Source organism: Tabrizicola sp. M-4, from assembly GCF_051132405.1.
Taxonomy (GTDB): domain Bacteria; phylum Pseudomonadota; class Alphaproteobacteria; order Rhodobacterales; family Rhodobacteraceae; genus Paragemmobacter.
Genome location: NZ_CP128607.1, coordinates 322,901 through 347,742, shown reverse-complemented (window position 1 = coordinate 347,742; position 24,842 = coordinate 322,901). Strand labels below are relative to the sequence as shown.

The 24,842-nt window shown below is 62.9% G+C and carries 22 protein-coding genes and 2 pseudogenes; 8 read left to right on the top strand and 16 right to left on the bottom strand.

Annotation, left to right across the window (positions count from 1 at the left end; translation table 11 throughout):
- A complete protein-coding gene (locus TabM4_RS21785; RefSeq protein ID WP_434622413.1) occupies positions 1-429 on the top strand; it encodes a hypothetical protein in 429 nt (142 codons plus the stop codon).
- Positions 430-778: 349 nt separating this feature from the next.
- On the opposite strand, the pseudogene TabM4_RS21780 reads toward TabM4_RS21785, so the two are convergent.
- Positions 779-1,594, bottom strand: a pseudogene (locus tag TabM4_RS21780) (transposase); the annotation flags it as partial.
- A gap of 67 nt (positions 1,595-1,661) precedes the next feature.
- Between TabM4_RS21780 and TabM4_RS21775 the strand changes: the two are divergent.
- Positions 1,662-3,228: pseudogene (locus tag TabM4_RS21775) on the top strand (IS3 family transposase).
- A gap of 169 nt (positions 3,229-3,397) precedes the next feature.
- Here TabM4_RS21775 and TabM4_RS21770 read toward each other — a convergent pair.
- The 10 genes from TabM4_RS21770 to TabM4_RS21725 form a co-directional block, all read right to left on the bottom strand.
- Positions 3,398-3,919, bottom strand: coding sequence for a DUF2478 domain-containing protein (locus TabM4_RS21770; protein WP_134078537.1), 522 nt, complete (start codon positions 3,917-3,919; stop codon positions 3,398-3,400).
- 11 nt (positions 3,920-3,930) lie between these two features.
- The gene (locus TabM4_RS21765; protein ID WP_434622411.1) at positions 3,931-5,139 is read right to left on the bottom strand and encodes a molybdopterin molybdotransferase MoeA; all 1,209 of its coding nucleotides are present in this window, start codon (positions 5,137-5,139) and stop codon (positions 3,931-3,933) included.
- Between the two features lie 65 nt (positions 5,140-5,204).
- Positions 5,205-5,822, bottom strand: coding sequence for a carbonic anhydrase (locus TabM4_RS21760; RefSeq protein WP_134078534.1), 618 nt, complete (start codon positions 5,820-5,822; stop codon positions 5,205-5,207).
- A complete protein-coding gene (locus tag TabM4_RS21755) occupies positions 5,812-6,381 on the bottom strand; it encodes a hemerythrin domain-containing protein (protein ID WP_434622408.1) in 570 nt (189 codons plus the stop codon). The genes TabM4_RS21760 and TabM4_RS21755 overlap by 11 nt, the downstream gene beginning before the upstream one ends.
- Positions 6,382-6,401: 20 nt before the next feature.
- Complete coding sequence (locus tag TabM4_RS21750) at positions 6,402-7,196, bottom strand: peptidylprolyl isomerase (protein ID WP_107326210.1); 795 nt, start codon at positions 7,194-7,196, stop codon at positions 6,402-6,404.
- Positions 7,197-7,201: 5 nt separating this feature from the next.
- Entirely contained in the window at positions 7,202-7,987 is a 786-nt protein-coding gene (gene narI, locus TabM4_RS21745; protein ID WP_281470221.1) for a respiratory nitrate reductase subunit gamma, read from the bottom strand.
- Position 7,988: 1 nt separating this feature from the next.
- Positions 7,989-8,684, bottom strand: a complete 696-nt coding sequence (gene narJ, locus TabM4_RS21740; RefSeq protein WP_434622406.1) for a nitrate reductase molybdenum cofactor assembly chaperone — start codon at positions 8,682-8,684, stop codon at positions 7,989-7,991.
- The gene (gene narH, locus TabM4_RS21735) at positions 8,684-10,210 is read right to left on the bottom strand and encodes a nitrate reductase subunit beta (RefSeq protein ID WP_434622404.1); all 1,527 of its coding nucleotides are present in this window, start codon (positions 10,208-10,210) and stop codon (positions 8,684-8,686) included. Before narH ends, narJ begins: the two co-directional genes overlap by 1 nt.
- Positions 10,207-13,947, bottom strand: a complete 3,741-nt coding sequence (locus TabM4_RS21730; RefSeq protein WP_434615682.1) for a nitrate reductase subunit alpha — start codon at positions 13,945-13,947, stop codon at positions 10,207-10,209. Before TabM4_RS21730 ends, narH begins: the two co-directional genes overlap by 4 nt.
- Positions 13,948-13,962: 15 nt before the next feature.
- Entirely contained in the window at positions 13,963-16,680 is a 2,718-nt protein-coding gene (locus TabM4_RS21725; RefSeq protein WP_434622402.1) for a nitrate/nitrite transporter, read from the bottom strand.
- A gap of 249 nt (positions 16,681-16,929) precedes the next feature.
- Here TabM4_RS21725 and TabM4_RS21720 point away from each other — a divergent pair, with 249 nt between their 5' ends.
- Positions 16,930-17,628, top strand: coding sequence for a cyclic nucleotide-binding domain-containing protein (locus TabM4_RS21720; RefSeq protein WP_281470230.1), 699 nt, complete (start codon positions 16,930-16,932; stop codon positions 17,626-17,628).
- 4 nt (positions 17,629-17,632) lie between these two features.
- Here TabM4_RS21720 and TabM4_RS21715 read toward each other — a convergent pair whose 3' ends face one another.
- The 5 genes from TabM4_RS21715 to TabM4_RS21695 are packed head-to-tail and all read right to left on the bottom strand — an operon-like array spanning position 17,633 to position 21,143.
- Positions 17,633-18,295 (bottom strand): NnrU family protein, encoded by a 663-nt coding sequence (locus TabM4_RS21715; protein ID WP_281470232.1) that lies wholly within the window; start codon positions 18,293-18,295, stop codon positions 17,633-17,635.
- A gap of 6 nt (positions 18,296-18,301) precedes the next feature.
- A complete protein-coding gene (locus TabM4_RS21710; RefSeq protein WP_281470383.1) occupies positions 18,302-19,507 on the bottom strand; it encodes an NnrS family protein in 1,206 nt (401 codons plus the stop codon).
- A complete protein-coding gene (locus tag TabM4_RS21705) occupies positions 19,507-20,154 on the bottom strand; it encodes a 5-formyltetrahydrofolate cyclo-ligase (RefSeq protein WP_434622399.1) in 648 nt (215 codons plus the stop codon). Before TabM4_RS21705 ends, TabM4_RS21710 begins: the two co-directional genes overlap by 1 nt.
- 28 nt (positions 20,155-20,182) lie before the next feature.
- Positions 20,183-20,671, bottom strand: coding sequence for a hemerythrin domain-containing protein (locus TabM4_RS21700; protein ID WP_374302567.1), 489 nt, complete (start codon positions 20,669-20,671; stop codon positions 20,183-20,185).
- Positions 20,672-20,684: 13 nt separating this feature from the next.
- Positions 20,685-21,143 carry a group III truncated hemoglobin gene (locus tag TabM4_RS21695; protein ID WP_374302569.1) on the bottom strand — a complete coding sequence of 153 codons (459 nt, stop codon included), beginning with the start codon at positions 21,141-21,143 and terminating at the stop codon, positions 20,685-20,687.
- Between the two features lie 75 nt (positions 21,144-21,218).
- Here TabM4_RS21695 and TabM4_RS21690 point away from each other — a divergent pair, with 75 nt between their 5' ends.
- The 5 genes from TabM4_RS21690 to TabM4_RS21670 are packed head-to-tail and all read left to right on the top strand — an operon-like array spanning position 21,219 to position 24,839.
- Positions 21,219-21,638, top strand: a complete 420-nt coding sequence (locus tag TabM4_RS21690; protein ID WP_281470239.1) for an Rrf2 family transcriptional regulator — start codon at positions 21,219-21,221, stop codon at positions 21,636-21,638.
- The gene (locus TabM4_RS21685) at positions 21,635-21,910 is read left to right on the top strand and encodes a DUF6522 family protein (protein WP_161768457.1); all 276 of its coding nucleotides are present in this window, start codon (positions 21,635-21,637) and stop codon (positions 21,908-21,910) included. Before TabM4_RS21690 ends, TabM4_RS21685 begins: the two co-directional genes overlap by 4 nt.
- A 53-nt stretch (positions 21,911-21,963) precedes the next feature.
- Positions 21,964-22,560: a TetR/AcrR family transcriptional regulator gene (locus TabM4_RS21680; protein ID WP_434622396.1), complete on the top strand. Its 597-nt coding sequence runs from the start codon at positions 21,964-21,966 to the stop codon at positions 22,558-22,560.
- A gap of 3 nt (positions 22,561-22,563) precedes the next feature.
- Positions 22,564-23,709 (top strand): efflux RND transporter periplasmic adaptor subunit, encoded by a 1,146-nt coding sequence (locus TabM4_RS21675; protein ID WP_281470243.1) that lies wholly within the window; start codon positions 22,564-22,566, stop codon positions 23,707-23,709.
- Positions 23,706-24,839: an ABC transporter permease gene (locus tag TabM4_RS21670; RefSeq protein ID WP_281470245.1), complete on the top strand. Its 1,134-nt coding sequence runs from the start codon at positions 23,706-23,708 to the stop codon at positions 24,837-24,839. The genes TabM4_RS21675 and TabM4_RS21670 overlap by 4 nt, the downstream gene beginning before the upstream one ends.
- Positions 24,840-24,842 lie beyond the last annotated feature (3 nt).

The following is a 24,842-nucleotide window of genomic DNA, read 5'->3' as shown; positions in this document are numbered from 1 at the left end:
ATGCCTCAGGCGGGCGTTACGCAACAACGCCTCGCCGGGGGCTGGGACGATGGTGTTGTCGCGAATATCAAAAATTCCGATGTCCTGTCGATGAGGGAACCGGTTGATCTCTACTCGGCCACGACAGCCACGTACATCACGCTCGAAGCAGCACCCGGCAAAGGGCCGGAATTGGCAGCCTTGCTGACCGCAGCTGGTCCCATCGTCGGAGAAACCGAACCCGGCACATTGTTCTGGGCGGCGCTGCAGATTGACGAAACATCCTTCGCAATCTTCGACATCTTCACCAACAATGCTGGCCGTGAAGCACACTTTGGCGGTCAAGTCGCCGGGCTGCTGAACGAACGGGCAGCGGAGTTGGTCGCTGGCGGGTGGGACGACGGTGTGGTCGCTAACGTCCACAACTTCGACATCCTCGCCATCAAGTAACGCGATGTGACAGGAACAAGAGGCGCCTGGTGCAACGCATCAGGCGATTTGCCGAACGAATTTAGATTCATCGGGAAGCGGTCGTTCGAGTAACTGCAGCGAATTAGCGCTTTGTTCGCATTGCTGACCTCCATCCTTTGCGCAGCGACCGTCCGCTCTCCGCCCGTTTCGACTCCCGGAGCGCTTTCGGCCGAGGCTGTGTGGAAACGCGATCGCGACGCGGCGTCGGCGCGGGTAACGGCGCAGGTCGGCTGACGTGCTTACCCTGCGTTGAAAACGACTCTGGCGGCGCGTCTGAGTGGACCCTGACGGCCACGGTTGGGCCGCATGGGGGTGTCGGAGGGCATGTTTACGCCTGCATGGCGCGCATCAGCCCTCTGACGCCCAGCAGGGCGACCATCCGTTTGATGTTGTAGGCCAGCACATTCAGCGCCATCTCGCTGCGGACGTTCTTCAGCCTGCGCGTCAGGAAGTGGGTTCCGCCCATCCACGCCTTGATCGTGCCGAACGGGTGCTCGACGGTGCAGCGGCGGAGGGTCATATAGTCCGGGTCCCGCCCAAGGCGGCTATCCATGTCGTCGACCAGATCCTCGCGCTCCCAGCGTGAAATCCGCCGCTCGTTGCCGGTCGTGCAATTGGTGCGGAGCGGGCAGGTCTTGCATCCGTTGATCCAGTATCGCCGGATTGGAATACTGCGTTCCTCGGTCGTGTAGCGGTAGATCAGGTCCTCGCCTGCCGGGCAGACGTAGACATCCCTTTCGGCGTCGTAGACGAAGTCCGCCTTCACATACATGCCCTTGGCCGCATTGCCCGAGGTTACTGGCCGCGGCACGGTCGTTGTGATACCCGCCTTATGGCAGGCCAGGATCTCTGGCCCGCTGAAATAGCCCTTGTCAGCGATGGCATGCAGGTCGTCCCGTCCAAGGGCGGTCTTGGCCGCGATGGCCATCGGGCTGAGCTGTTCGCGGTCGAAGCCCTGATTGGTGACCTCATGCGCGACGATGAGATGCGTCTCGGCATCGACGGCACTCTGCACATTGTAGCCGACCAAGCCGCTGTGCCGCGCGCTGGTCGCCATCGCGCGGGCGTTGGGGTCGGTCAGGGAGATCTGGCCGTCCGGCGCGTCAACCAAAGCCTTGTCCATCTCCTTGAGCCGCGCGATTGTTGATTTCCACTGAGAGCTGACCCTTGGGGGGTGCGGACGAAAAGTTGGACTATCTAGGAGATAGTTCATGCATAGTTACGAAGATCGGATGAGGGCGGTGGCGCTCTACATCAAGCTTGGCAAGCGGGTGCAGGCGACCATCCGCGAGCTGGGATACCCGACGAAGAATACGCTAAGGTGCTGGTATCGCGAATACGAGCGCATTCAGGATTTACCGATAGGGTCAGCCCCGCGACCGCCCAAATTCTCGGACGCTCAAAAGCAGGTTGCACTGGAGCACTACGCCAGCAATGGGCGCTGCATCTCATGGACGATGCGTGCGTTAGGCTATCCCGGTCGAGCGATGCTGACTGCATGGGTGCGCGCTGCATTTCCTGAGACCAAGACGGTCTCGGGCAGAACCCGTGGACGAGGTGATCATTCCGCCACCGTGAAGCAGGCTGCTGTGGTGGGCCTTTATTGCCGCGAAGAAAGTGCGGAGGCCTTGGCGAAAAAGGTCGGCGTCAGTCGTCCGACACTTAAAGGTCGGCGTCAGTCGTCCGACACTTTATGCTTGGAAGAACCAGTTCCTTGGTGCGGAGGCTCCTGCCACGATGAGACGCAAGAAGAGTGCTGACTTGGCCCCCGAGATCGAAGAACTGGAGCGGCAGCGCGTAGCTTTGCAGCGCGATATCCGCGAACTCCAGATTGAGCATGACCTGCTCAAGACTGCGAGCGACCTGATAAAAAAGGATCTTGGCGGCGACCTGCAGAGCCTGAGCAATCGGGAAAAAACCATGCTGATCGTCGCCCTAAAAAATCAGTATAAGCCATCGGCGCTGTTGATGCGGTTAGGGTTGGCGCGTAGCTCCTATTTCTACCACCGCGCCCGTATCACTCTGGAAGATAAGTATCTTCCGGTGCGCCGTGCCATGGTGGACATCTTTGAAAGCAACCACCGATGCTACGGCTCTCGCCGGCTCGCAGCCTCTCTGACGCGGCATTCCATCGCGATCTCCGAGAAGGTGGTCCGGCGCCTTATGAAACAGGAAGCTCTGATCGTCCCAAAGCCCAGGCGGCGGCGTTATAGTTCGTATCTGGGTGAGATCAGCCCGGCGCCGGAGAACATCATTAACCGTGACTTCCAGGCCTCTGCGCCAAACGAAAAATGGCTGACCGACATCACCGAGTTCCACATCCGTGCGGGCAAGGTTTACCTCTCGCCGATCATAGATTGTTTCGACGGGATGGTCATCAGCTGGGCTATCGGGACCAAACCGGATGCGGGTCTGGCCAACACCATGTTAGATGCAGCGCTGGAGACAATCGCAGACAGCGACGTGCGGCCGGTCATCCACAGTGATCGGGGAGGCCATTATCGCTGGCCTGGCTGGCTGGAGCGTGTCAACGCAGCGGGGATCATACGTTCAATGTCGCGCAAGGCGAGTTCGCAAGACAATGCCGCATGCGAAGGCTTCTTCGGCCGCCTCAAAACCGAGTTCATTTATCCGCGTGACTGGCGGGCCGTCACTCTCGCTCAGTTCATCGACGCCGTGGATGCTTACATCCACTGGTATAATGAAACGCGCATCAAGCTGTCGCTTGGCGGCCTCAGCCCCATAGAATACCGAAAAAGCCTCGGCCTTATGCCGTGAAACCAGTCCAAGTTTTTGTCCGCATCCCCCCCGGGTCAGCTCTCAGTGGAAATCAACAATTTCGTGAAAGATTTTTGACGGTCAACTGTCGTGCTTAATCTGCGGCGATATCAGATAGGACCCTCCCAGAGAGTGAAGGCAGCATCGCGGACGTTACATCCACGGCGGCTCAGGCCGTGGCAAGGTTCGATCCGGTCATCTGAATGGCCCAACTCTCCAAGGCATTCGGTTCAGGCGCCAAAGGTACTGCGAGGCCACCTGCGAACTCTTCGAAAGCAGACAGGTTGAGCGAGTTGACTCCTACCAAAACTGGTATCCCGTTGGATAGCGCTTCTGCGACAACCATTCGGAATCCGCGCCCTTCGGCTTCGTGTTTGCCAAACTTGTTTATGATCAGGAGATCTGCACCTTGCACCAAGCTGGCTGATACAAGGCCAACGGCTTTCTCCAAAGCCGCCGGGTCAAGCCTGCAACCGCGCGATGCACGGCCGAGGTCCTGGCTGATCCGCAGAATTGGACCTTTGGGTAAGACTTGCACATCCATATCACACGGCCCTGCATCGGAGCGCTCGGAGTTTATCTGGACCGTACCGCAGCAGCGAAACCCACGCGAGGCCATTGCTCTTGAAAGATTGAAGAGGATGAGATCGGTATCGCCGCGGCCCGGCGCCATTGTGTAAGCGAGGTTCATCTTCGGCCTTCTCAGTTTGGACAAAAGGGTTGGAATTCGACGAGTGCGCCTTCGGGCAGGAAATCACAGTCGGCTGGCAAAAAGATCAACCCGTCTGCTTCGGGTAACCCGCGGACATGGCCGGAATGAGTTTCGGCATCAAATGTCACGACCTCACGGCCTTGGCCGTCAAAGCCTACACATCTCGCCGGTCGTAACTCGCAGCGACCGGGCTTCCTGGAAATCGCCGCTCCGGTAACGACATGGCGCCGGGTAACTCGCTCCGTTTCACCGGTCAGTCGGGCGACAATCGCCGTTCCGAAAAGCTGCCAGGTGACGAAGGCTGACAAGGGATTGCCTGGCAAACCCAGCCACCATGCGCCCCGAATACAACCGAAGGATACCGGCTTGCCCGGCTTGATCGCAACGCCACTAAATTGAATGTCCCCGCCAAGAGCTGACAGCGCAGGTTTGATGTGGTCTTCCTCACCGACCGAAATTCCGCCGGTGGTGACGACAAGATCGGCATTGGCAGCCAGTTCCGCAATCTGCAGGAACAACCCGTCGCGACTGTCAATGCCCTGTTCCACAGCAACAATATCGATCTGGGGCTGCGTCAGAATGCCGGTCAGCATGGGAGTGTTCACGTCCCAGATCTGAGCCTCGGCACGCAGAGCACCGGCCGTGCGAATTTCGTTGCCGGTCACCAGAAGCGCCACGCGCAATCGCCTGCGCACCGTTACAGAGCCCGCCCCGGCTGCAGCACAGGCGGCAATCGCGCGCGCGTCAAGCCGGCGTCCCGTCTCAAGCACCGTGACCCCTGCCTCCATTTCACTACCGGCTCGGCGGATGTTGAGCCCGGGCGTTGGTCGCGTGGCTACCCGGATCGTCTTTCCCGTCCGCTTGACTTCTTCTTGCATCATGACCACGTCCGCGCCTTCAGGAACTTTTGCTCCAGTGAATATTTGCGCGGCTTGCAGGTCGACCAGAGACATGGCTGAGCACTGCCCCGCCTGGATACGCGCAGCTACGTCCAGTACCCACGGTCCATCACCCCGCAGCGCCGCCGAGGAAAAGGCAAATCCGTCCATTGCAGCGTTGTCGAACGGAGGAGACATGCTGCGTGAACTGACAGGGTCGGCAAGCACGCGGCCCAAAGCCTTGCCAAGACAGATGTCTTCCGTTCCGTCGACGATGGTCACGCAATGCCCAATCAGGTCGTGAGCGGCATCGATCGTCATCAGCTTCTTGCTTGTATCGTGACCCTCACAGCCACAGCCGGTCCGTGTCACTGGCTGAAGGATACTCATAGTGCTGCTCCTTCCTTGAAATGTCCTGGACCCACGCTGCAGTCGAGGTCGCGCAACAGGCCGTCCTTCAAACCGTAGATCAGCCCATGCACCCGGACTTTCGCGCCGCGCGTCCAGGCTCGCTGCAGGATAGGCGTCTCGCAGACCCGGCGGACGCCTTCGACCACGTTGAACTCGGCCAACCGGTCGCGCTGCGCCTCAAGGTCCGGCTGGCGGCTCAGATCGACCGCATAGGCGCGGGAAAGGCGTCGGATCGGCTCCAGCCAGTGGTCGGCAAGACCGTGAGGAAGATCCTCGGTTGCCGCCTTGACCCCGCCGCAGCCGTAGTGGCCGCAGACGATGATCTCGCGCACCTTCAACGCTTCGACCGCGAATTCCAACGCGGACAGCATGTTCATATCAGAGGAATGAATGATGTTCGCCACGTTGCGATGGACAAAGACCTCGCCTGGGTCGAGCCCCGCCACGACGTTGGCCGGAACACGGCTGTCCGAACATCCGATCCAGAAGAATTCCGGGGCTTGCAGGGCCGCGAGACGGGTAAAATATCCAGGTTCCTGCGCCTGTCTTTTGGCCGACCAGTCGCGGTTGCGGGCAAGGATATCACTCAGCACTGGTCACCCCCTGGCTGGTGGGAAGCCCGCGCCGCAACCGCATGTGATTGGCCAGACGGCGCAAGTCGCCCCGCGTCAACCGGGCGCGGGCTATGGGCAGGAGGATAGCGTTCTCCGCCACCAGGTGGCGGCGGACATGCGCGGCGAAACGCGCAAGAACCTCGCGGTCTTCGCTGGAAAGGTCGGCCCCAGCGTCGAGGCAGTTGGCGATGGCCCCACGCACTGAAGGCAGCAGGAACAGGGCCTGCTCCTGATCGTGGCGGATGCGGCCCAAGACGGAGGCGATGGAATCTTCATCGGTGCAGCGCCGCGCAAGGGTGGGGAACAGGTCTTCCACCTCATCCCGCAGATGCACGCCAAGCTCTTCGTTCAGAAAGCGCAGGATGGTGACGCCTGCCAGGCGATCGAAGGTCTCGGCGGCAACGAGGCGGTCTATCTCGGCGCAGATCTGGCGTTCGCGCAGATGGTCTTCGCTGATGAAGTCCAGCGGCCGGGCCAAAAGGCCCGGATCGGTGGGGCCTTGGCCGCTGCCACGTCGCGCTGGTTCTGACCGCTTCATGGGACGCTCCTGACCGTGGATCAGATCGGGGCCAGGCTTGCGCCGGTGATCGTAGCCTTCTGGCCAAGCCTGTTCACGAAGTCGCGCGAGGCACGGGCCCAGGCGGCCTTTTCGAGTGCCTCGGCGATCCTTGGCCGCACCGTTTCGAACGGAAGTACCTGCCCTGGGGCGAGTGCATTCAAGCGGATGATGTGCCAGCCATGCCGCGACAGGACCGGGGCCGGGGTCGTCTGGCCTTCGGACAAGCAGCGCAGAGCGGCTTCGAACTCGGGCACTGTATCGCCGGGGCCGATCTGGCCCAGATGGCCCCCTTGTGCCTTTGACCCGCAGTCGCTTTTGCGGGCGGCGTGGGCGAAGTCCTTGGGCCCCTCTCCGAGTCGGGCCAGAAGTGCCTGTGCACGCGCCTCGGCAGCGGCCGTCTCAGTCTGATCGCGGGGGTCGCATGCGCACAGGATATGCGAGACGTCCCAAAGAGGGGCCGAGCGATAACGCGAGGGGTCTCGCGCCCATTCGGCACGGATCGCGTCATCGGTCACCGGATCGGGCAAGACCGCCTCTTCCAGCAAGACGCGGATCAGGGCTTCGTCTTCCGTTTCCCACCGCCCGGGGGCAAGTGCGAGCGGTTCAGCAGCCAGCCCGCGCGCCCGGGCCTCTTGCAGCAGCAGCGCCCGGATCGCCATGGCCTGCGCCGCCTTGCGCCAGGCGATGCCCGGCTTGTCCTTCGGCGCGCTGTGGTTCTGGGCCTCGGCGGCGATAGCCGCCGAGGGGATGGTTTCGCCGTTCACCACGACATCGGGGAAAAGGGACATGTTCATCGCACTCACTCCGCCGGGGTATGGGCTTTGGGACCATCAACGCCCTGCCGCCTGTCAAAGGCGCGGCGGCGTTCTTCCAGCGGGCGGCGGCGACGGGACCGCACGATCTGATAGCCGGAGCGGGCCACAAGATAGCGGAAGGGCGCCGCGAAGCCCGACCAGATGTGCACCAGCCGCGTGAACGGAAACAGCATGGTGATGATCAGGCCGAGGAAGATGTGCAGCTTGAACAGCCAGTGCACGTCCACCACTGTGACCCAGGCGTTGATGTTCCATGTCACCACGCTTTGCGACCATTCCATGAAGCGGATCATCTCTGCCCCGTCCATGTGCTGAAGGGACTGCGTGATGGTCAGCAGGCCAATGGCAAGCTGAAGCCAGATCAGGATCATGATCAGGATGTCGAGGGTGGTTGAAGTGGCGCGGATGCGCGGATCGGTCAGTCGCCGATGGATCAGCATGGTGCCACCGATCAGCGCCGCAAGACCCGCAGGCCCGCCGATCAGAACTGCCATCCACTGCTTCAGACCATAAGGCACACCCAGGGCATCGAGCACCCAGACAGGTGTGAACAAGCCGACAAGGTGGCCGAAGAACACCGTCAGGATGCCGACATGGAACAGGATCGACCCCCAGATCAGCTGCTTGCGCCGCAAGAGTTGGCTGGACGAGGATTTCCAGGTGAAGGGATCGCGCTCATAGCGGGCGATGGAGCCCACCAGAAACACGGTCAGCGCGACATAGGGCATGACCCCGAAGATGACGAAGTTGATGTCGAAGCTCTCGAACATGTCATGCACTCCTGTGCTGCGGGGCGGGTTGGTCCATCAGGGCCAGCATGTCGCGGACCTGTGGACAGCCTGCATTGGGGTCGGGGCCGAAGGTAACTTCGGTTTCCTCCCAGACCGCATCCAGCGCCGCCAGATCGGTCGGGTCATCGTCGGGCTGGCCCAGCATTCCGGCCACGGCATCGGCATCTGCATTGCCCCCGGCCAGTGCGGAAAGGGCGGCGAACGCAGCGGCATACCCGCTCTCGCGCCGCTCGAGGCGACCCGAGAGGGCGTCGAGGATATGCGCCGCGTCCGCCAAGGTTTCCTGCGCTTCGCGTGTGGGGCGCGTCGCCAGGAATTCCAGAAGCACCGGAAGGTGGTCGGGCAGTTCGGAGGTGGCGGGTTCGAACCCGCCATCGCGGTAGGTCTCGATCAGACTGACCATCGCGCCGCCGCGCTCGCGGCTTTCGCCGTGGACGTGTTCAAAAAGGTTGAGCGACAGTGTCCGCGACCGGTCGAACAGCATCACATACCGCTCTTGCAGGTCATAGAGGTCGCCTTGCGCCAGATCTGCGGTCAGCTTCCACAGCGCGGTCTGGGTAGCAGGCGCAATGCGCGGATCAGCAGCCAGGACGGCGCCGATATCGGGCATGGCCTCCTGCAGCTCAGCCGAGGGATAGCTCAGGATCAGCGACAAGGATTTGAGGGTGCGGTCCATCAGAACGACTCCAGCGGAAGGGCGAAGGACTTTTTCTTGCCGCCGAACAGGCTGGTCTTGCCGCTCTCGCCGTCAGAACAGCCGTTGCCGTCGGTGAAGCCGCAGCCGCCACGAATGTCTGCGCCGGCCTCGTTCTGTTCGCGGTGCGCGGTGGGGATTGCGAAACGGTCCTCGTAATCCGCAATCGCCATGATCTTGTACATGTCCTCGATCATCCGGCCCGACATTCCCACGCGGGCGGCGATGCCCTCGTCGCGCACGCCATCCACCGTCAGTGCGCGCATGTAGAGGCGCATCGCCGACATGCGTTCCAGCGCCGAAACGATGGGTTCCTCGTCTCCCGCCGTCAGCATATTGGCGAGGTATTGCACAGGGATGCGCAGGCTGCGCACATCGGGCATCTGTTCGCTCATGGCGATCTGGCCCGCCTGCGCGGCGTTCTGGATGGGCGACAGCGGCGGGATATACCAGACCATCGGCAGGGTCCTGTATTCCGGATGCAGCGGGAAGGCGACCTTCCATTCCATCGCCATCTTCCAGATCGGGCTGACCTTGGCCGCTTCGATCCAATCCTCCGGCACGCCGTCGCGGCGGGCGGCGGCGATCACCTCCGGGTCGTTCGGATCAAGGAACACGTCAAGCTGCGCGCCATAAAGGTCGGTTTCCCGCTCGGCACTTGCCGCCGCCTCGATCTTGTCGGCGTCATACAAGATGACGCCCAGATAGCGGATCCGCCCCACGCAAGTTTCCGAACAGACGGTCGGCTGGCCGCTCTCGATGCGCGGATAGCAGAAGGTGCATTTCTCCGACTTGCCGGTATCCCAGTTGTAATAGACCTTCTTGTAGGGACAGCCCGAAATGCACATCCGCCAGCCCCGGCATTTCTCCTGGTCAATCAGGACGATGCCATCCTCTTCCCGCTTGTAGATCGCGCCCGACGGGCAAGAGGCGGAACAGGTGGGGTTCAGGCAATGCTCGCAGAGGCGCGGCAGATACATCATGAAGGTGCTTTCATACTCTCCGTAGATGTCCTTCTGCACCTTGTCGAAGTTGTAATCCTCTGACCGCTTGGCGAATTCGCCGCCAAGGATTTCTTCCCAGTTCGGCCCCTTCTCGATCTTCTCCATCCGTTCCCCGGTGATCTTCGACCGGGGCCTTGCGGTGGGGAAGGCCTGCATCTCGGGCGCGGATTTCAGGTGGTCATGGTCGAAATCGAAGGGTTCATAGTAATCGTCGATCTCGGGCATCGACGGATTGGCAAAGATGTTCGCCAGAATGCGCCACTTTGCCCCCTGCCTGGGTTGCAGCTTGCCAGAGGCCGACCGCACCCACCCACCGTTCCAGCGCTTCTGGTTCTCCCAATCGGTCGGATAGCCCGTGCCGGGCTTCGTCTCCACATTGTTGAACCACGCGTATTCGACGCCGTCCCGCGTGGTCCAGACGTTCTTGCAGGTGACCGAACAGGTGTGACAGCCGATGCACTTGTCCAGATTCAGCACCTTGCCGATTTGCGCGCGCACTCTCATTCCGCTGCCTCCTGGGTTGCGGGTTGGTCCAGCCAGTCGATCTTCTGCATCTTTCGGACGATCACGAATTCGTCGCGGTTGCTGCCCACGGTGCCATAGTAGTTGAACCCATAGGAAAGCTGGGCATAGCCGCCGATCATATGCGTGGGCTTCAGCGTGGCGCGGGTGACGGAATTGTGGATGCCGCCCCGCAGCCCGGTCTTTTCCGATCCGGGCGTATTCACGATCTTTTCCTGCGCGTGATACATGAACAGCGTGCCCTGCTTGATCCGCTGGGACACCACCACCCGCGCCGTCAGCGCGCCGTTGACGTTATAGGCTTCGACCCAGTCGTTATCGACAAGCCCGGCCTTCGCGGCATCGACCTCCGACATCCAGACAACCGGCCCGCCACGGTTCAGCGTCAGCATCAGAAGGTTGTCGCTATAGGTCGAATGGATGCCCCATTTCTGATGCGGCGTGATGAAGTTCAGCACGACATGCGGGTTGCCTTCTGCCGCATCGCCATTCACCGCCTGCGTGACGGTCTTCAGGTCCACAGGCGGGCGATAGCTGACGAACCCCTCGCCAAAGGCCCGCATCCAGAGGTGATCTTGATAAAGCTGCTGTCGCCCCGTCAGCGTCCGCCACGGGATCAACTCATGCACATTGGTGTAGCCCGCGTTATAGCAGACCTCCTCGCTCTCGATCCCCGACCATGTGGGAGAGGAGATGATCTTGCGTGGCTGCGCCGCGATATCGCGGAAGCGGATCTTGGTGTGATGCGCGCCTTCGGCCAGATGGGCGTGGTGCTGGCCGGTGGGTTTCTCCAACTCCTCCCACGCCTTGACCGCGACCTCTCCATTGGTCTCAGGCGCCAGCATCAGGATCATTTCCGCCGCGTCGATGGCGGTGTTCAGTCTGGCAAGGCCCTTCGACACGCCCTCGTCCTGCACCACCCCGTTCAGGTCGCGCAGATGCCCGACCTCGACCTTGGTATCCCAGTTGATCCCCTTGCCACCGTTGCCGAGCTTTTCCAGCAGTGGACCGACCGAGGTGAACTTCTTGTAGAGGTTGGGATAGTCCCGCTCGACCGCGATGTAGTTCGGCGCGGTCTTGCCGGGGATCAGGTCGCATTCGCCCTTTTTCCAGTCCTTCACATGCGCCTGAGCCAGTTCGGCGGCGGTGTCGTGGAGGAGCGGCAGCTGAACGATGTCGGTTTCGACCCCCAACACTTCAGGGGCCACTTCGCTGAACTTCTTCGCGATGGATTTGAAGATTTCCCAGTCCGACTTGCTCTCATAGGCCGGGTCCACCGCCGCCTGCAGCGGATGGATGAAGGGGTGCATGTCGGATGTGTTCAGGTCGTCCTTTTCATACCAGGACGCGGTGGGCAGCACGATGTCGGAATAGACCGCCGTCGTCGACATGCGGAAGTCGATGCAGACCAGCAGGTCCAGCTTGCCCTTCGGTGCCTCGTCATGCCAGACGGCCTCCACGGGCTTGGCATGGCCTTCCTCGCCCAGATCCTTGCCCATGACGCCGTGGTCGGTTCCCAGAAGGTGCTTGAGGAAATACTCATGCCCCTTGCCCGAAGACCCCAGCAGGTTGGACCGCCAGACAAAGAGGTTGCGCGGCCAGTTTTCCGGCGCATCCGGGTCCTGGCAGGACATTTCCAGATTGCCGGATTTCAGTTCAGCGGCAACGAACTCCTTGATGTCCTTGCCCGCTGCCTTGGCGGCCTTCGACACCTCCAGCGGGTTGGTCTTCAGCTGCGGGGCCGATGGCAGCCAGCCCATCCGTTCCGCCCGGATGTTGTAGTCAATGAGGCTGATGTCCCAGTCGCCCTTGGGCGCCGTGGGCGACAGGATTTCACCCGCGCGCAACGTCTCATACCGCCACTGGTCGGTATGGGCGTACCAGGCGCTGGTCGAGTTCATGTGCCGCGGCGGGCGGTTCCAATCCAGCGCAAAGGCCAGCGGCGCCCAGCCGGTCTGTGGCCGCAGCTTCTCCTGCCCCACATAGTGCGACCAGCCGCCCCCCTCCTGCCCGATGCAACCGCACATCACCAGCATGTTGATGATGCCGCGGTAGTTCATGTCCATGTGGTACCAGTGGTTCAGACCGGCCCCGAGGATGACCATGGACTTGCCCCGGGTCTTTTCTGCGTTGCCCGCGAATTCGCGGGCCACCGCGATGATCTTTTCCCGCGCAACGCCCGTGATCTTCTCCGCCCAGGCGGGGGTATAGGGCATGTCGTCGTCAAAATCCTTCGACACCCAATCACCGCCCAACCCGCGATCCAGCCCGTAATTGGCGCAGAACAGGTCGAACACCGTGGCCACCATCACCTCGCGCCCATCGCCAAGCGTGACAGCCCTCGCCGGGACATTGCGCGTCAGAACCTCTGGCGCGTCGCATTTCACGAAATCGCCCGTCGCCGCGCCGCCGAAATAGGGGAAATCCACCCCCACCACCGCGTCATGCTGGCCGTCAAGGATCTGGCTCAGCCGCAGTTGGGTTTCGGCATCGGCGGCCTTCTCCTCAAGGTTCCATTTTCCCTCCTCGCCCCAGCGGAACCCGATGGAGCCGTTCGGGGCAACGAAACGCCCCGTCGCCTCATCGAAGGCCACGGTCTTCCAGTCGGGATTGTTCGCCTCGCCCAGTTTGTCGTCGAAATCCTCGGCCCGCAGCATCCGTCCTGGAACAAGCCGGCCATCCTGTTCATCCAGCACCACCAGCATCGGCATGTCGGTGTATTTGCGGGCGTATTCCTCGAAATACTCCGCCTGCCGGTCCAGATGGAATTCGCGCAGGATCACATGCCCCATCGCCATGGCCAGCGCCGCATCGGTGCCCGCCTGCGGGTTCAGCCAGATGTCGCCGAACTTCGCCGCCTCGGAATAGTCGGGGCTGACCACGGCGGATTTCGTGCCGCGATAGCGCACCTCGGTATAGAAATGGGCATCCGGCGTGCGCGTCTGCGGCACGTTCGACCCCCAGAGCATCAGGAAGCCCGCGTTGTACCAGTCGGCCGATTCCGGCACGTCCGTCTGTTCGCCCCATGTCTGCGGCGATGCGGGCGGCAGGTCGCAATACCAGTCATAGAACGACATGCAGGTGCCGCCCAGCAGGCTCAGATAGCGCGACCCCGCCGCATAGCTGACCATCGACATGGCCGGAATGGGCGAGAATCCGAACACCCGGTCCGGCCCCCAGACCTTGGCGGTATGGGCATTGGCGGCGGCGATGATCTCGGTCGCCTCGTCCCATGTGGCGCGCACAAAGCCGCCCTTGCCCCGCGTCTTGGTATAGCTCGCGCGCAGGGCGGGATCTTTCTGGATCGCCGCCCATGCCGCGACCGGCGGCATCGTCGCCCGAAGCTTGCGCCAGGCCCGCATCAGGCGGCCCCGGATCAGCGGGTTCTTCACACGGTTCGCGGAATACAGATACCAGCTATAGGACGCCCCCCGCGCGCAACCGCGCGGCTCATGGTTCGGCAACCCCGCCCGCGTGCGCGGATAGTCGGTCTGCTGCGTCTCCCATGTCACGATGCCGGATTTGACGTAGATCTTCCACGAACAGGACCCGGTGCAGTTCACACCATGGGTCGACCGCACGATCTTGTCGTGCCGCCAGCGGTTCCGGTAGGTGTCCTCCCAGCCGCGATCCTCGCGCGTCGTCTCTCCCCAACCATCCGAAAAGGTTTCCAAAGTCTTCTTCTGAAAGAAGTTCAGTCTGTCGAGCAGGTGGCTCATCGTCGCTTCCTTTCGTTATTCGGCAGGATGGGCGGCACCCAGGCGCCGGCCATGCTCGATGTCGTGGAGAAGCCCGCCGGGGCGCGTATAGGCGGCCCAGGTCAGGACAAGGCAGATCACGTAGAAGATCAGGAACAGCCACAGCGCGCCGATGGGGCTGCCCGTCATGGCGATGGAGGATCCATAGGCCTTGGGGATGAAGAACCCGCCATAGGCCCCGATGGCGCTGGTGAAGGCGACAATGCCGCTGCTTTCCATGGCGATCTGGCGCGCACGTTCTGCCCCGGCCAGATGCGGCATCAGGCGCGGCACTTCGCGGCCCATGATCACCGGGATCATCTGGAAGGTCGACGCGTTGCCAACGCCGGTAAAGAAGAACAGCGCCATGAAGCCCGCGAAGAACCCGGCAAAGCTGCCCGCCTGCAGCGACAGGATCACTGCCAGAACCGATGCGATCATCCCCACAAAGACCCAGAAGGTGACCCGCCCACCCCCGAACCGGTCGGCAACCCAGCCAGTCCCGGCACGGCTCAGCGCGCCCACCAGCGGGCCGAGGAACACGTATTGCAGCGCGTTCACCTCGGGGAAGGCGATCTTCGACAGCAGCGGAAATCCCGCCGAATAGCCGATGAAACTGCCGAAGGTCCCGATATACAGCACACACATCAGCCAGTTATGCGCCCGCCCGAAGATCACCGATTGCTGCGCGAAACTCGCCTTCGCATCCGCGATGTCATGCATCCCCAGCCATGCCGCGACGGTGGAGGCAAGGATGAACGGCACCCAGACAAAGCCCGCATTCTGCAACCACAGCGTCCCGCCATCCGCCAGCGCCACGCCCTCGCCGCCCATCGCGCCGAACACTCCGGCGGTGATCACCAGCGGCACAAGGAATTGCATCACGCTGACGCCAAGGTTCCCCAGCCCCGCATTCAGCGCCAGCGCATTGCCCTTCTCCGCCTTGGGGAAGAAATAGCCGATGTTGGCCATCGAAGAGGCGAAGTTGGCCCCGCCAAGCCCGCAAAGAAGCGCCAGAACCAGGAAGATGAAGTAGGGGGTTTCCGGGTTCTGCACGGCATAGCCGATGCCGATGGCGGGCAGCAGCAGCGAGGCGGTGGAAAGCGTCGTCCAGAGCCGCCCACCAAAGATCGGCACCATGAACCCGTAGAAGATCCGCAGCGTCGCCCCCGACAGCGCAGGCAAAGCCGCCAGCCAGAACAATTGCTCCGGGGTGAAGGCGAACCCGATCAGCGGCAGCTTGGCCACCACCATCGACCAGACCATCCACACCGAAAAGGCCAGCAGCAGCGCCGGGATCGACAGCCACAGGTTGCGGCGTGCGACGGCACGGCCCTTGTCGGCCCAGAAGGTCGCATCCTCGGGCCGCCAATCCTCGAGCACACGCGGCATGGCGGTGCGTTCGGGGTGGTGGATCGGCTGCATCTCAGGCAGCTGCGGCAGGCGGTCCAGAACCTCGCCATGCGCGGCGCGCTCCATGGCGCGGATCGACAGGTGCATCCAGGTCAGCGCGATCCCGACCAGCACGAACAGCAGCGCAAAGCACGAGGTATAGATGCCCGTCAGGTCCAAAAGGGCTCCAAAGGCGATGGGCAGGACGAACCCGCCAAGCCCGCCGATCATGCCGACAAGGCCACCGACTGCGCCGACGTTGTTGGGGTAGTAGACCGGGATGTGCTTGAACACCGCCGCCTTGCCGAGGCTCATGAAGAAGCCAAGCGCGAAGAGCGTGGCGATGAAGGGCCACAGCCCCATGCTGGTTGAAAAGGCGATGACGCCATCCTTGCCCTGGATGACATAGTCGGTCGGCGGGTAGGACAGCATGAACAGGAACAGCATCGAAAAGCCGAAGGTCCAGTACATGACCGACCGCGCGCCGAACTTGTCGGAAAGGTGTCCGCCATAGGCCCGGAACAGGCTGGCCGACAGGCTGAACGAGGCGGCCGCCATGCCTGCAGTGCGCACATCGACGCCGTAGACGTCGATCAGGTAGTGCGGCAACCACAGCGCCAGCGCGACGAAGGCGCCGAAGACGAAGAAGTAGTAGAGCGAGAAGCGCCAGACCTGCAGGTTCTTCAGGGGCGCGAACTGCTGGGCGAAACTCGGCGGCTTTGCCCCGGTCCGGCGACGTTCAACGAGCGAGGGATCGTCCTTGGCGAAAACAAAGAAGATCACCGCCATCAGCGCCAGGCCCGCCGCCCAGACATTCGCTACCCCTTGCCAGCCAAAGCCCACCATCACGAAGGGCGCGACGAACTTGGTCACCGCCGCCCCGATATTGCCCGCACCAAAGATCCCAAGCGCGGTGCCCTGATGGCCCGCATCATACCAGCGGCTGACATAGGCCACGCCGATGATGAACGATCCGCCCGCAAGCCCCACGCCCAGCGCCGCCAGAAGATACATCGCATAGCTGTCGGCAAGGGTCAGCGCCCAGGTCGCCAAGGCCGCCAGCAGCATTTGCGTCGAGAACACCAGCCGCCCGCCATACTTCTCGGTCCAGACCCCAAGGAAGATGCGTGTCAACGAACCGGTCAGGATCGGGGTGGCGACCAAGAGGCCAAACTGCGTATCGTTCAGCCCCAGCTCGCCCTTGATGGCGACGCCGATGATCGAAAAGATCGTCCAGACGGCGAAACAGGCGGTGAAGGCGATCGTGCTCAGCGTCAGGGCGCGGGTCTGGTCGGCGCGTGAGGCTGTCGTTGCGGTCTGCATGGCGGGATCTCCGGCAAGAGGGAGGCAGTTTCCCCAGTGGGGTTGATGCCAGTCCTGAGATCCACGCAGGCCAAAGAGGTTGATCTAGATCATCTGTTGCGGATTTCTTATTGAAATAAATGGCTTAGTGAAAAATGTCAGGTTCGCTTGCAGGGTCAGTCAAGGCTCCTCCTGCGATGATCAATTGTTGGCTTGACAATTATCAATCGTGGGATTGGACTCTGCCAAAGCACTTCTAAGGACGACAGGATGCCCGATTCATCATTCAGGGAGATTCGCGACCTCGCGCTGTTTTCACAGATGGCGGACGAGAATTTCTCGGCCTTGATGCGCGGTGCTTATGTCCAGAACTTCCCGGCGCAGATCGAGCTTATCACCGAGGGCGACCCGAGCGACTTCCTGCATGTTGTGCTTTCCGGTTCGGTTGACCTCTTCTCGGCCTGGAATGACCGTGAGACCAGCCTTGCGACCGTTCGGCCCATCTCGACCTTCATCCTGGCGGCGACGATCAAGGATGCGCCTTACCTCATGTCCGCCCGCACCTTGGAGAAAAGCCGGATCGCGCTGATCCCCAGTCAGGATGTGCGCGCCGTTTTCGACATTGACGGCAACTTTGCCCGCGCCATCGTGACGGAACTGGCGCAGTGCTACCGCTCGGTCATCAAGGCGCAGAAAGACCTGAAGCTGCGGACATCGTTGGAACGGCTGGCGAACTATTTGCTGCGCCAGCAGAGGCGCGCCGGTGGGGCAGCATCGTTCGACCTTGATTTCGAGAAGCGCCGCCTCGCTTCGGTGCTTGGGATGACCGCCGAAAACCTGAGCCGCGCCTTCAAGGGGTTGCAGCCCTATGGGCTAGAGGTGGACGGAACACGTATCACAATCACCAACCAGGCAGAGTTCGAGCGGTTTGCCAAGCCGAACCCGCTGATCGACGACGGGTCCACCTGAGGCGTCAGACCCGAGGGTCCACTCCGATCACCAGGGGATGCAGCCAGATCAACCCCGCATAGAGCATGAGCCCGGCAGCCAAGCGCAAAAGGGTGTCGGTGGTCAGGGATAGCGATGCGGGGCATTCCGATAGGGCTGCGCGCAGGTCGTGCCATCTCTGCCCCATCTCTCGCTGTCGCCGCCGGTCGACAAGGCGGCCGCCAAGCATCGCGAAACCGGCGAAGGTGCCGAACAGTATCACATGCGCCAAGTCGCCGTTTGGCAGGATATGCGCCGCCGACCATATCCCGAGCGCCAGAAGCAGGGGATGCCGCGTCAGGCGGACGATTCCGGGGCTCGCCGGGTCGAACCGGTCATTTTGCGCGCCGCCGAAGGAAAAGGGGTTCGGTCGTGCAATTGCCAGCGACAGGATCACGCAGACCGGCAGCATCACGGCCAGCACGACATGGTTCTGCCACGGCGCCCAGTCCCAAAGCGGCACATAGGGCGCTCGACCCGCTGCCGCGATCAACCATGCCAGCACGCCAAGTGAGAGAGCCGAATAGGCGATGCCAAAGCCTGCATGCCCCAGCCTTGCCACCGCCCAGGGCCGCAACGGCGGGCGGATCGGAATGGAGTGGGTCAGGAAGAAGGCCCCGAAGGCAAAGGCGAATTCGTTCCAGCCCATGCCCAGTCAGATCCGTTTCGCAGGCGGCAGGCGCAGCAGAAACCGCCCGTACAGAACGGCATAGCCGCCAAAGGCCCCTATCCAAGCCACTCCGGCCAGGCTGTGCATCGCCATCGCCTCATCGGTCCAGACCCCCGCGGCCACGCGCGCCAGGACAGCGGTGACCAGCGCCAGATAGATCGCCACCGTGCCGGGGCCTGCGTGCAACTCTTGCCCAGTATGGCCCAGGGTTGCACGCGTCATCACCGCGAGTGTCATCAACCCGACAGCGCCGCCCATCCAGAGATGCTGTGCTGCAGCCATCCCGAAGACGCCCGGCATCAGGATCTCGGCCGCCAGCGCGATGGCCCCGAGCGGCAGGAACGCATAGCCGGCATGCAGCACCAGGACGAGCGGCTCCGCCACCGTGCGGTGACCCGCCCATCGCGCCAGTCGGATGGCGTGCAGTGCCCCGGCCAGCCCCAGCAGGATGCCTGTCACCAAGGACAGCGGCAGTGCGACCCAGGCCATCAAAGCCGCCAGCAGGGACAGCAGGGCCACCTTGTCGAGCCCCTGCATCGGCGCGGCGGGCAGTTTCCCCGGCCCGCGCCGCACCAGCCAGTTCCGGGTGAATGAAGGTACGATCCGCCCGCCGATGACCGCGATCATCATGACACCCGCCGCCAACCCAAGTCGCAGGCCATAACCTTGGGCGGCATAATCCCCCCGCGCCGCCTCCCAGTGGTACAGTCCGTTGCCAAGGGCAAAGACCGCCAGCATCGCCAGCACGATCAGATTGCGCCAGTTCTTGCCCGCCACGATCTCACGCCCAATGGCCGCGGCCAGAACCAGCGGAAAGGACAGATCGACCGTCGCCGCCACCCCGGCAGGCAGGGCGCCCGACATGGCAACTGCCACGCGCCCGGCCAGCCACAGGAAGAACAGCCCGCCAAGCGGCCAGCCCACGATGGGCAACCGGCCTGTCCAGTTTGGCACAGCGGTCAAGAGAAACCCCGCGATCACCGCGCCGAGGTAGCCGAACAGGAATTCGTGCGCGTGCCAGCTGACTGGGTCAAAGGCTGTGGGCAGCGTAAGATGACCCGACAGCATCGGCACCCATAGCGTCATCGCCAGCGCAGCCCAGATCGCGGCCCAGAAGAAGAATGGCCGGAACCCGTAGGTCAGGATCGCAGGGCCGGTCCAGGCGCGCATCTGTTCGGCAGTGGTGGTCATCATGCGTCCTTCTGTTCGTACTGGACCCCGGCCTCGGTCAGGATGACGTCCAGTGCGATGTCGTGGGGTTGGGGAAAGATGGTGGCAAGCCGGGCAGATTGCAGACCGATACCGATTGTCATCGGGCGAGGCGACAGCACGGCGAGCGTGCGGTCAAAGTACCCCCCGCCGTAGCCCAGCCGAAACCCTGCCGGGTCCCAGCCCACCAAGGGGGCAAGAGTCAGGTCAGGCACCACCTCTGGCCCGTCAGTCGGGACCGGGATCTTCCAGAAGCCCTGCACCATCCTGCAATCCGGCGTCCATAGGCGGAACGCCAGTGGTGCAGAGGGCGCTGTGACCACGGGCAATGTGACGCGCGCGCCGCGTGCGAGCAGGCTTTCCAGCCAGGGCCGCAAGTTCAGTTCCGCCTTGATCGGCCACCAAGCCGAGAGCGTCAGCCCGTCGACGCTCGGGAAACGTTCAGCAAGGAGGGTATCGACACGCGCGGCAATCATGTCTGCCGCTGCACGACGCTGCGACACGGACAGGGCCTGACGGTCTGCGAGCAATCGCGCGCGCTCGGCCTTGCGCCAGCGGGCGACGTCGCGCGCCTGCTCTTGGTCCACAGCCAACGGGTCGAAGTAGTCCGGGGCGATCTCGCAAGCCATGCAGGGGGACGAGGCGAATGGGCCCGGCTCAGACATCGGCGCGCCGCTCGGCCTCGAACTGCGGGAACAGCACGTCGTTCTCCAGACGCATGTGCTCGGCCAGGTCGCGGGTGAACTCATCCAGTCCACGGTAAAGCCCGGTCCAGGTGCCGCAGGCCCCGTCGGGCAAGGTCAGGTTTGCGGTCAGTCGGAGGATCTCGGCCAGCTCGCGGTCATGCCCGGCATGATCGGCGCGCATCACCGCGATCGGAGTCTCGATGCCGGGCATCCCGCCCTTGCGGATCGCGGGAAACAGGATCAGTTCCTCCTTCTTCATATGTACCTCCAATTCGCCGAGCATCTCGTGCAGCAGGGCCGACAGTCCGTCAGGCACGCCCACGTCGCCGAAGTGCACGTCCTCGACACGCTCCGCCATTGCCACCAGTTGCGGAAGCTGCTCCCTGTGGCGGGCATGGTAGCGCTCCTCGATGTGCCGGGTCAGGGCGGTCGGCTCGGACGGCGCTGCAGCTTCGGTCATGTGAGGTCTCCTGTCAGAAGAACAGTTTGGGTGGGGCGACGGGGTCGCTTTGGGCTGACTGAACGGCGATGTGCAGGGAATGGGCGATCCGCTCGGCGCGCTCGATCAGGTGCAAGGCTCCCGCGGGCGTGCAGGTATCAACAGCTGTCGCGCGGAACAGCGCAAGCCAGCGGTCAAAATGTGCCGCATTGATCGGCAACGGAGTATGCGCGGGCACCGGCCGGCCATGATACTGCCCGGTCATCAAGGCGATCGAAGACCAGAACGTCACCATCCGCTCAAGATGCACGGCCCAATCGGTGATGCGGGCCGCAAAGATCGGCCCCAGAACGGCATCTGCACGGACACAGCCGTAAAAGCGGTGTACCAGATCGCGCAGAACATCGGGGCTAAGACCCGTCTCTACCATAAGGGCGGCCGTCACTTCCGGCCTGGTTGTCGGGATGGACAAGCTGACAGTTGCGCTGGACATCTGAGTCTCCGTCTTGCGCTTTGGCTTAGGCCTGCTAATTGGTATTGTAAATACCTATTCAAGGAAACCGACCTCATGCGGCTGACCTCCTTCACCGACTTCGGGCTACGGATGCTGATGCGGATGGCCGCCGATCCGTCGCGCGCCAACTCCACGGCCGAACTGGCCGAAGCCCTGGGCCTGTCCCGCAATCATCTGGCCAAGATCATCCAGCATCTGGCGCGCGCAGGCCTGATCGAAACCCGGCGCGGCGGCGGCGGTGGCGCCGTGCTGGCCCGACCGGCGTCCGAGATCCGGCTTGGCCAGGTCATCCGGTTGTTGGAAGAAGGGCAGCCCTTGGTCGAGTGTTTCGGGGCCGATGGGGGTGCCTGTTCGATAGACACGCGCTGTCGGCTCAAGGCGCGTCTGCGTTCTGCGGAAGCAGCTTTTCTCACGGATCTCGACCGATCGACACTGGCCGATATCGCCCTGCCCCCGCTCGTGGTGTCGCAATGACGCAGGTGGAACGTGACGGTGCAGGCTTTGTCGTCCCGGCAATCTTGCTCGCCGAAGCATTCGGACTGACCGAGTCCGACGTTCGCGAGTCGATGCGCACCGGCGCCCTGACATCGATCTGCGAGGCCGGGGTGGGGACGGACGCGGGACGCTGGCGCCTGACGTTCCGTTACATTAATCGCGCCCTCCGGTTCACGGTCGACGAGGCAGGAACGATCCTGTCGAGTTCTCGCTTTCCGGTGCGGGACCGATCGTCTGACTTGGAACGTTGACTCCTTCATCCGATTATGTAAGTGATTAATCACTTACTTTCTTGGATGAATCGATGCGCAAGACGTCAGATCTCCGCAAGGCCGAAATCGTGGAAACGATCCTAGCCTTGGCCGACCAGATCGGCCCGGACCGGGTGACGACAGGCGCCGTCGCCAACGAAGTCGGCGTGACGCAGGCTGCCCTGTTCAGGCATTTTCCAACAAAGGCTGCAATGTGGAGTGCCGTGGCCGACCAGGTGGCCGAAACGCTGACCCATGCCTGGAATGCGGCTGTGGCACTGAGTGAGCTGCCGGTTGACAGGATCAGGGCCCTGATCCGGGCGCAACTGGACCAGATCGCAGCAACACCCGCGATGCCCATGCTGCTGTTTTCCCGCGAACTGAATGTCGAGAACGCGGCCCTGCGCACGGCATTCCACGGGCGGCTGACCGCTTTCCATGGCCATCTTATGCGCGAAGTCGAGCTGGGCCAGCAGTCCCATACCCTGCGCGATGACGTTGCAGCGGCGGATGTGGCGGTCTTGCTGACTTCCCTGGTGCAGGGGGTGGCGATCCGCTGGTCACTGGGCGCGCGCGACTTTGGCCTGCAGGCCGAAGGGCTGCGCCTTCTGGATGTCCAGCTGCACCTGCTTGGGGTGGAAGGAGGCTGACCGATGCGGACCATCTGGATCATCGCGGTGGTGGCGACCCTGAGCATCGGTGCAGGAGCGATGTACCTGACCGAGCGTCCGTTGACGGTGGCGGTCGTGCAGCCCGAAACCGATGTGGCCCTTCGCATCTACGGGCTCGGAACCGTCGAGGCGAGGGTACTGGCGCGCGTAGGATTTGAGTCCAGCGGAACACTGATGTCGCTTACGGTCGATGCAGGTGACCGCGTGGCACAGGGGCAAGCGCTGGCCGCGCTGAATCAGGATGAGCAGGAGGCGCGGCTCGCGCGTGCCCAGGCCGCCGTGGCGGCGAACGCTGCCAATCAGGCCAAGGCCGAAGCGGCTGTCCTCCGCGCCACGGCAATCCTGGCGCAGCGCGAGGCGGCCAACCGCCGGCAGGCCGAGTTGACCCGACAGGAAGCCGCATCCATCCAGCGCGCGGAGGAGGCGCAGCGAGATGAAGACGTCGCTCGTGCTGACGTGAAAGTTGCCGAAGCGGAACTCGCCGTCATTCGCGCTCAAGGGCAGGATGCAGTCGCTGCCCTGCAACTTGAACAGACGCTGCTGGACCGTCACCGCTTGACCGCACCCTTTGATGCGCTGGTTGTGACACGCCTGGCCGAAACCGGGGCCGTGGTTCGGTCAGGCGATCCGATCTTTACCCTGATCGACCCCGATACGATTTGGATTCAGGCCTACATTGACGAAGAACGCGCTGGTCAGCTGGCCCTTGGCCAGCCCGGCACCATCCGTCTGCGGTCTCAGCCTGCCAGCGAATTCACAGGCACGATCACCCGCATCGGAGTGGAAAGCGACCGGGTGAATGAGGAACGCCGCGTCTGGCTGACCTGCTCGGATTGCCCGCAGCAAATGTTTCTGGGCGAACAAGCCGAGGTGCGCATCCTGACTGCCACACGCGCCACGGCCCTGATGGTGCCTGAAGTGGCGATTATCGGCTTCGACGGGTATCGCGGCACGGTCTGGATCGTCCAGGACAGTAGGCTTTCGCGCGCCGACCTGACATTCGGCGCGCGTGACGACCGGGGCCGGGTGGAAGTGACGGGCGGGTTGCCCGATGCTGCGCAGGTCGTGGCCGTCCCGCTGCAAGGCGTGGATGAAGGTCGGCCTGCCCGCATCGGAGCCGCGCCATGAACCTTGCCATCAAGGATATCCGCCACGGTCTCTTCCGCTTTGTCCTGACCTGTTTGGGACTTGGGCTTCTGATGACGGTCGTGCTGGCGATGATCGGCATCTACAACGGCCTTGTCGCCGATGCCCTGGCCGTCGTGAAGGCCCCTGCCGCTGATGTCTGGGTGGTCGAGGCTGGCACACAAGGCCCCTTTGCCGAAGCGTCAAGCATCCCGGCCACGACCCGGGACGCCGTGGCCCGCATGCCCGGAGTGGCCGAGGCCGGGGCCATCACTTACCAAACGATCGAGGCCAGCCATGCCGGCGGGACCTTGCGGCTCTATGTCATCGGCTTTGAACCCGGTCGTCCCGGCGGACCGCAGCGCATTACCGAAGGGCGGGGGCTGGGCAGAAGCCACTTTGAACTGCTGGCAGACCGCAAGACCGGTCTGGTGCCCGGAGAGACCATCCGGCTGGGACGCGACCGCTTTACCGTCGTGGGATTGGTCGAGGATGCGATGAACTCAGGCGGCGATCCGGCGGTCTATGTGACTTTGGCTGATGCACTGACGTTGCAGACGGCGATGGACCCGGCCGCTGCCCGGGTGCAGGCGGCCCGGGGCGATGGCGGCCTGCGCCCACCGACGGTGGCCGCCGTTGTTGCCCGGCTGCAGCCCGGTGCAGATGTGGCGCTTCTGACCGCGACAGTTCGGCAATGGAAACACCTCTCCGCCCTCAGCCAAGGTGAACAGGAGCAGCTTCTGCTTGCCTCGGTGGTGGACCGGGCGCGGCGCCAGATCGGTCTGTTCCTGGGGATCCTGCTGTCTGTCAGCGCCGTGGTGATTGCGCTCATCATCTACACAATGACCATGGAGAAGCTGAAGCAGATCGCTACCCTGAAGCTGATCGGCGCCCCGGATCGAACCATCGTGGGCCTGATCGTGCAACAGGCGCTGATCCTTGGCATCTCTGGCCTCGGGATCGGGCTGGCCCTGATCCTTCTGGTCAAGGACAGCTTTCCCCGCCGCGTTGTGCTTGAGCCGTTCAATGCGCTGGTGCTGACAGGCATCATCCTGATGGTCTGCCTTGTCGCCTCGGGTCTTGGCGTCCGCGCGGCGCTGAAGGTTGACCCTGCCACAGCGCTCGGGGGCTGACCC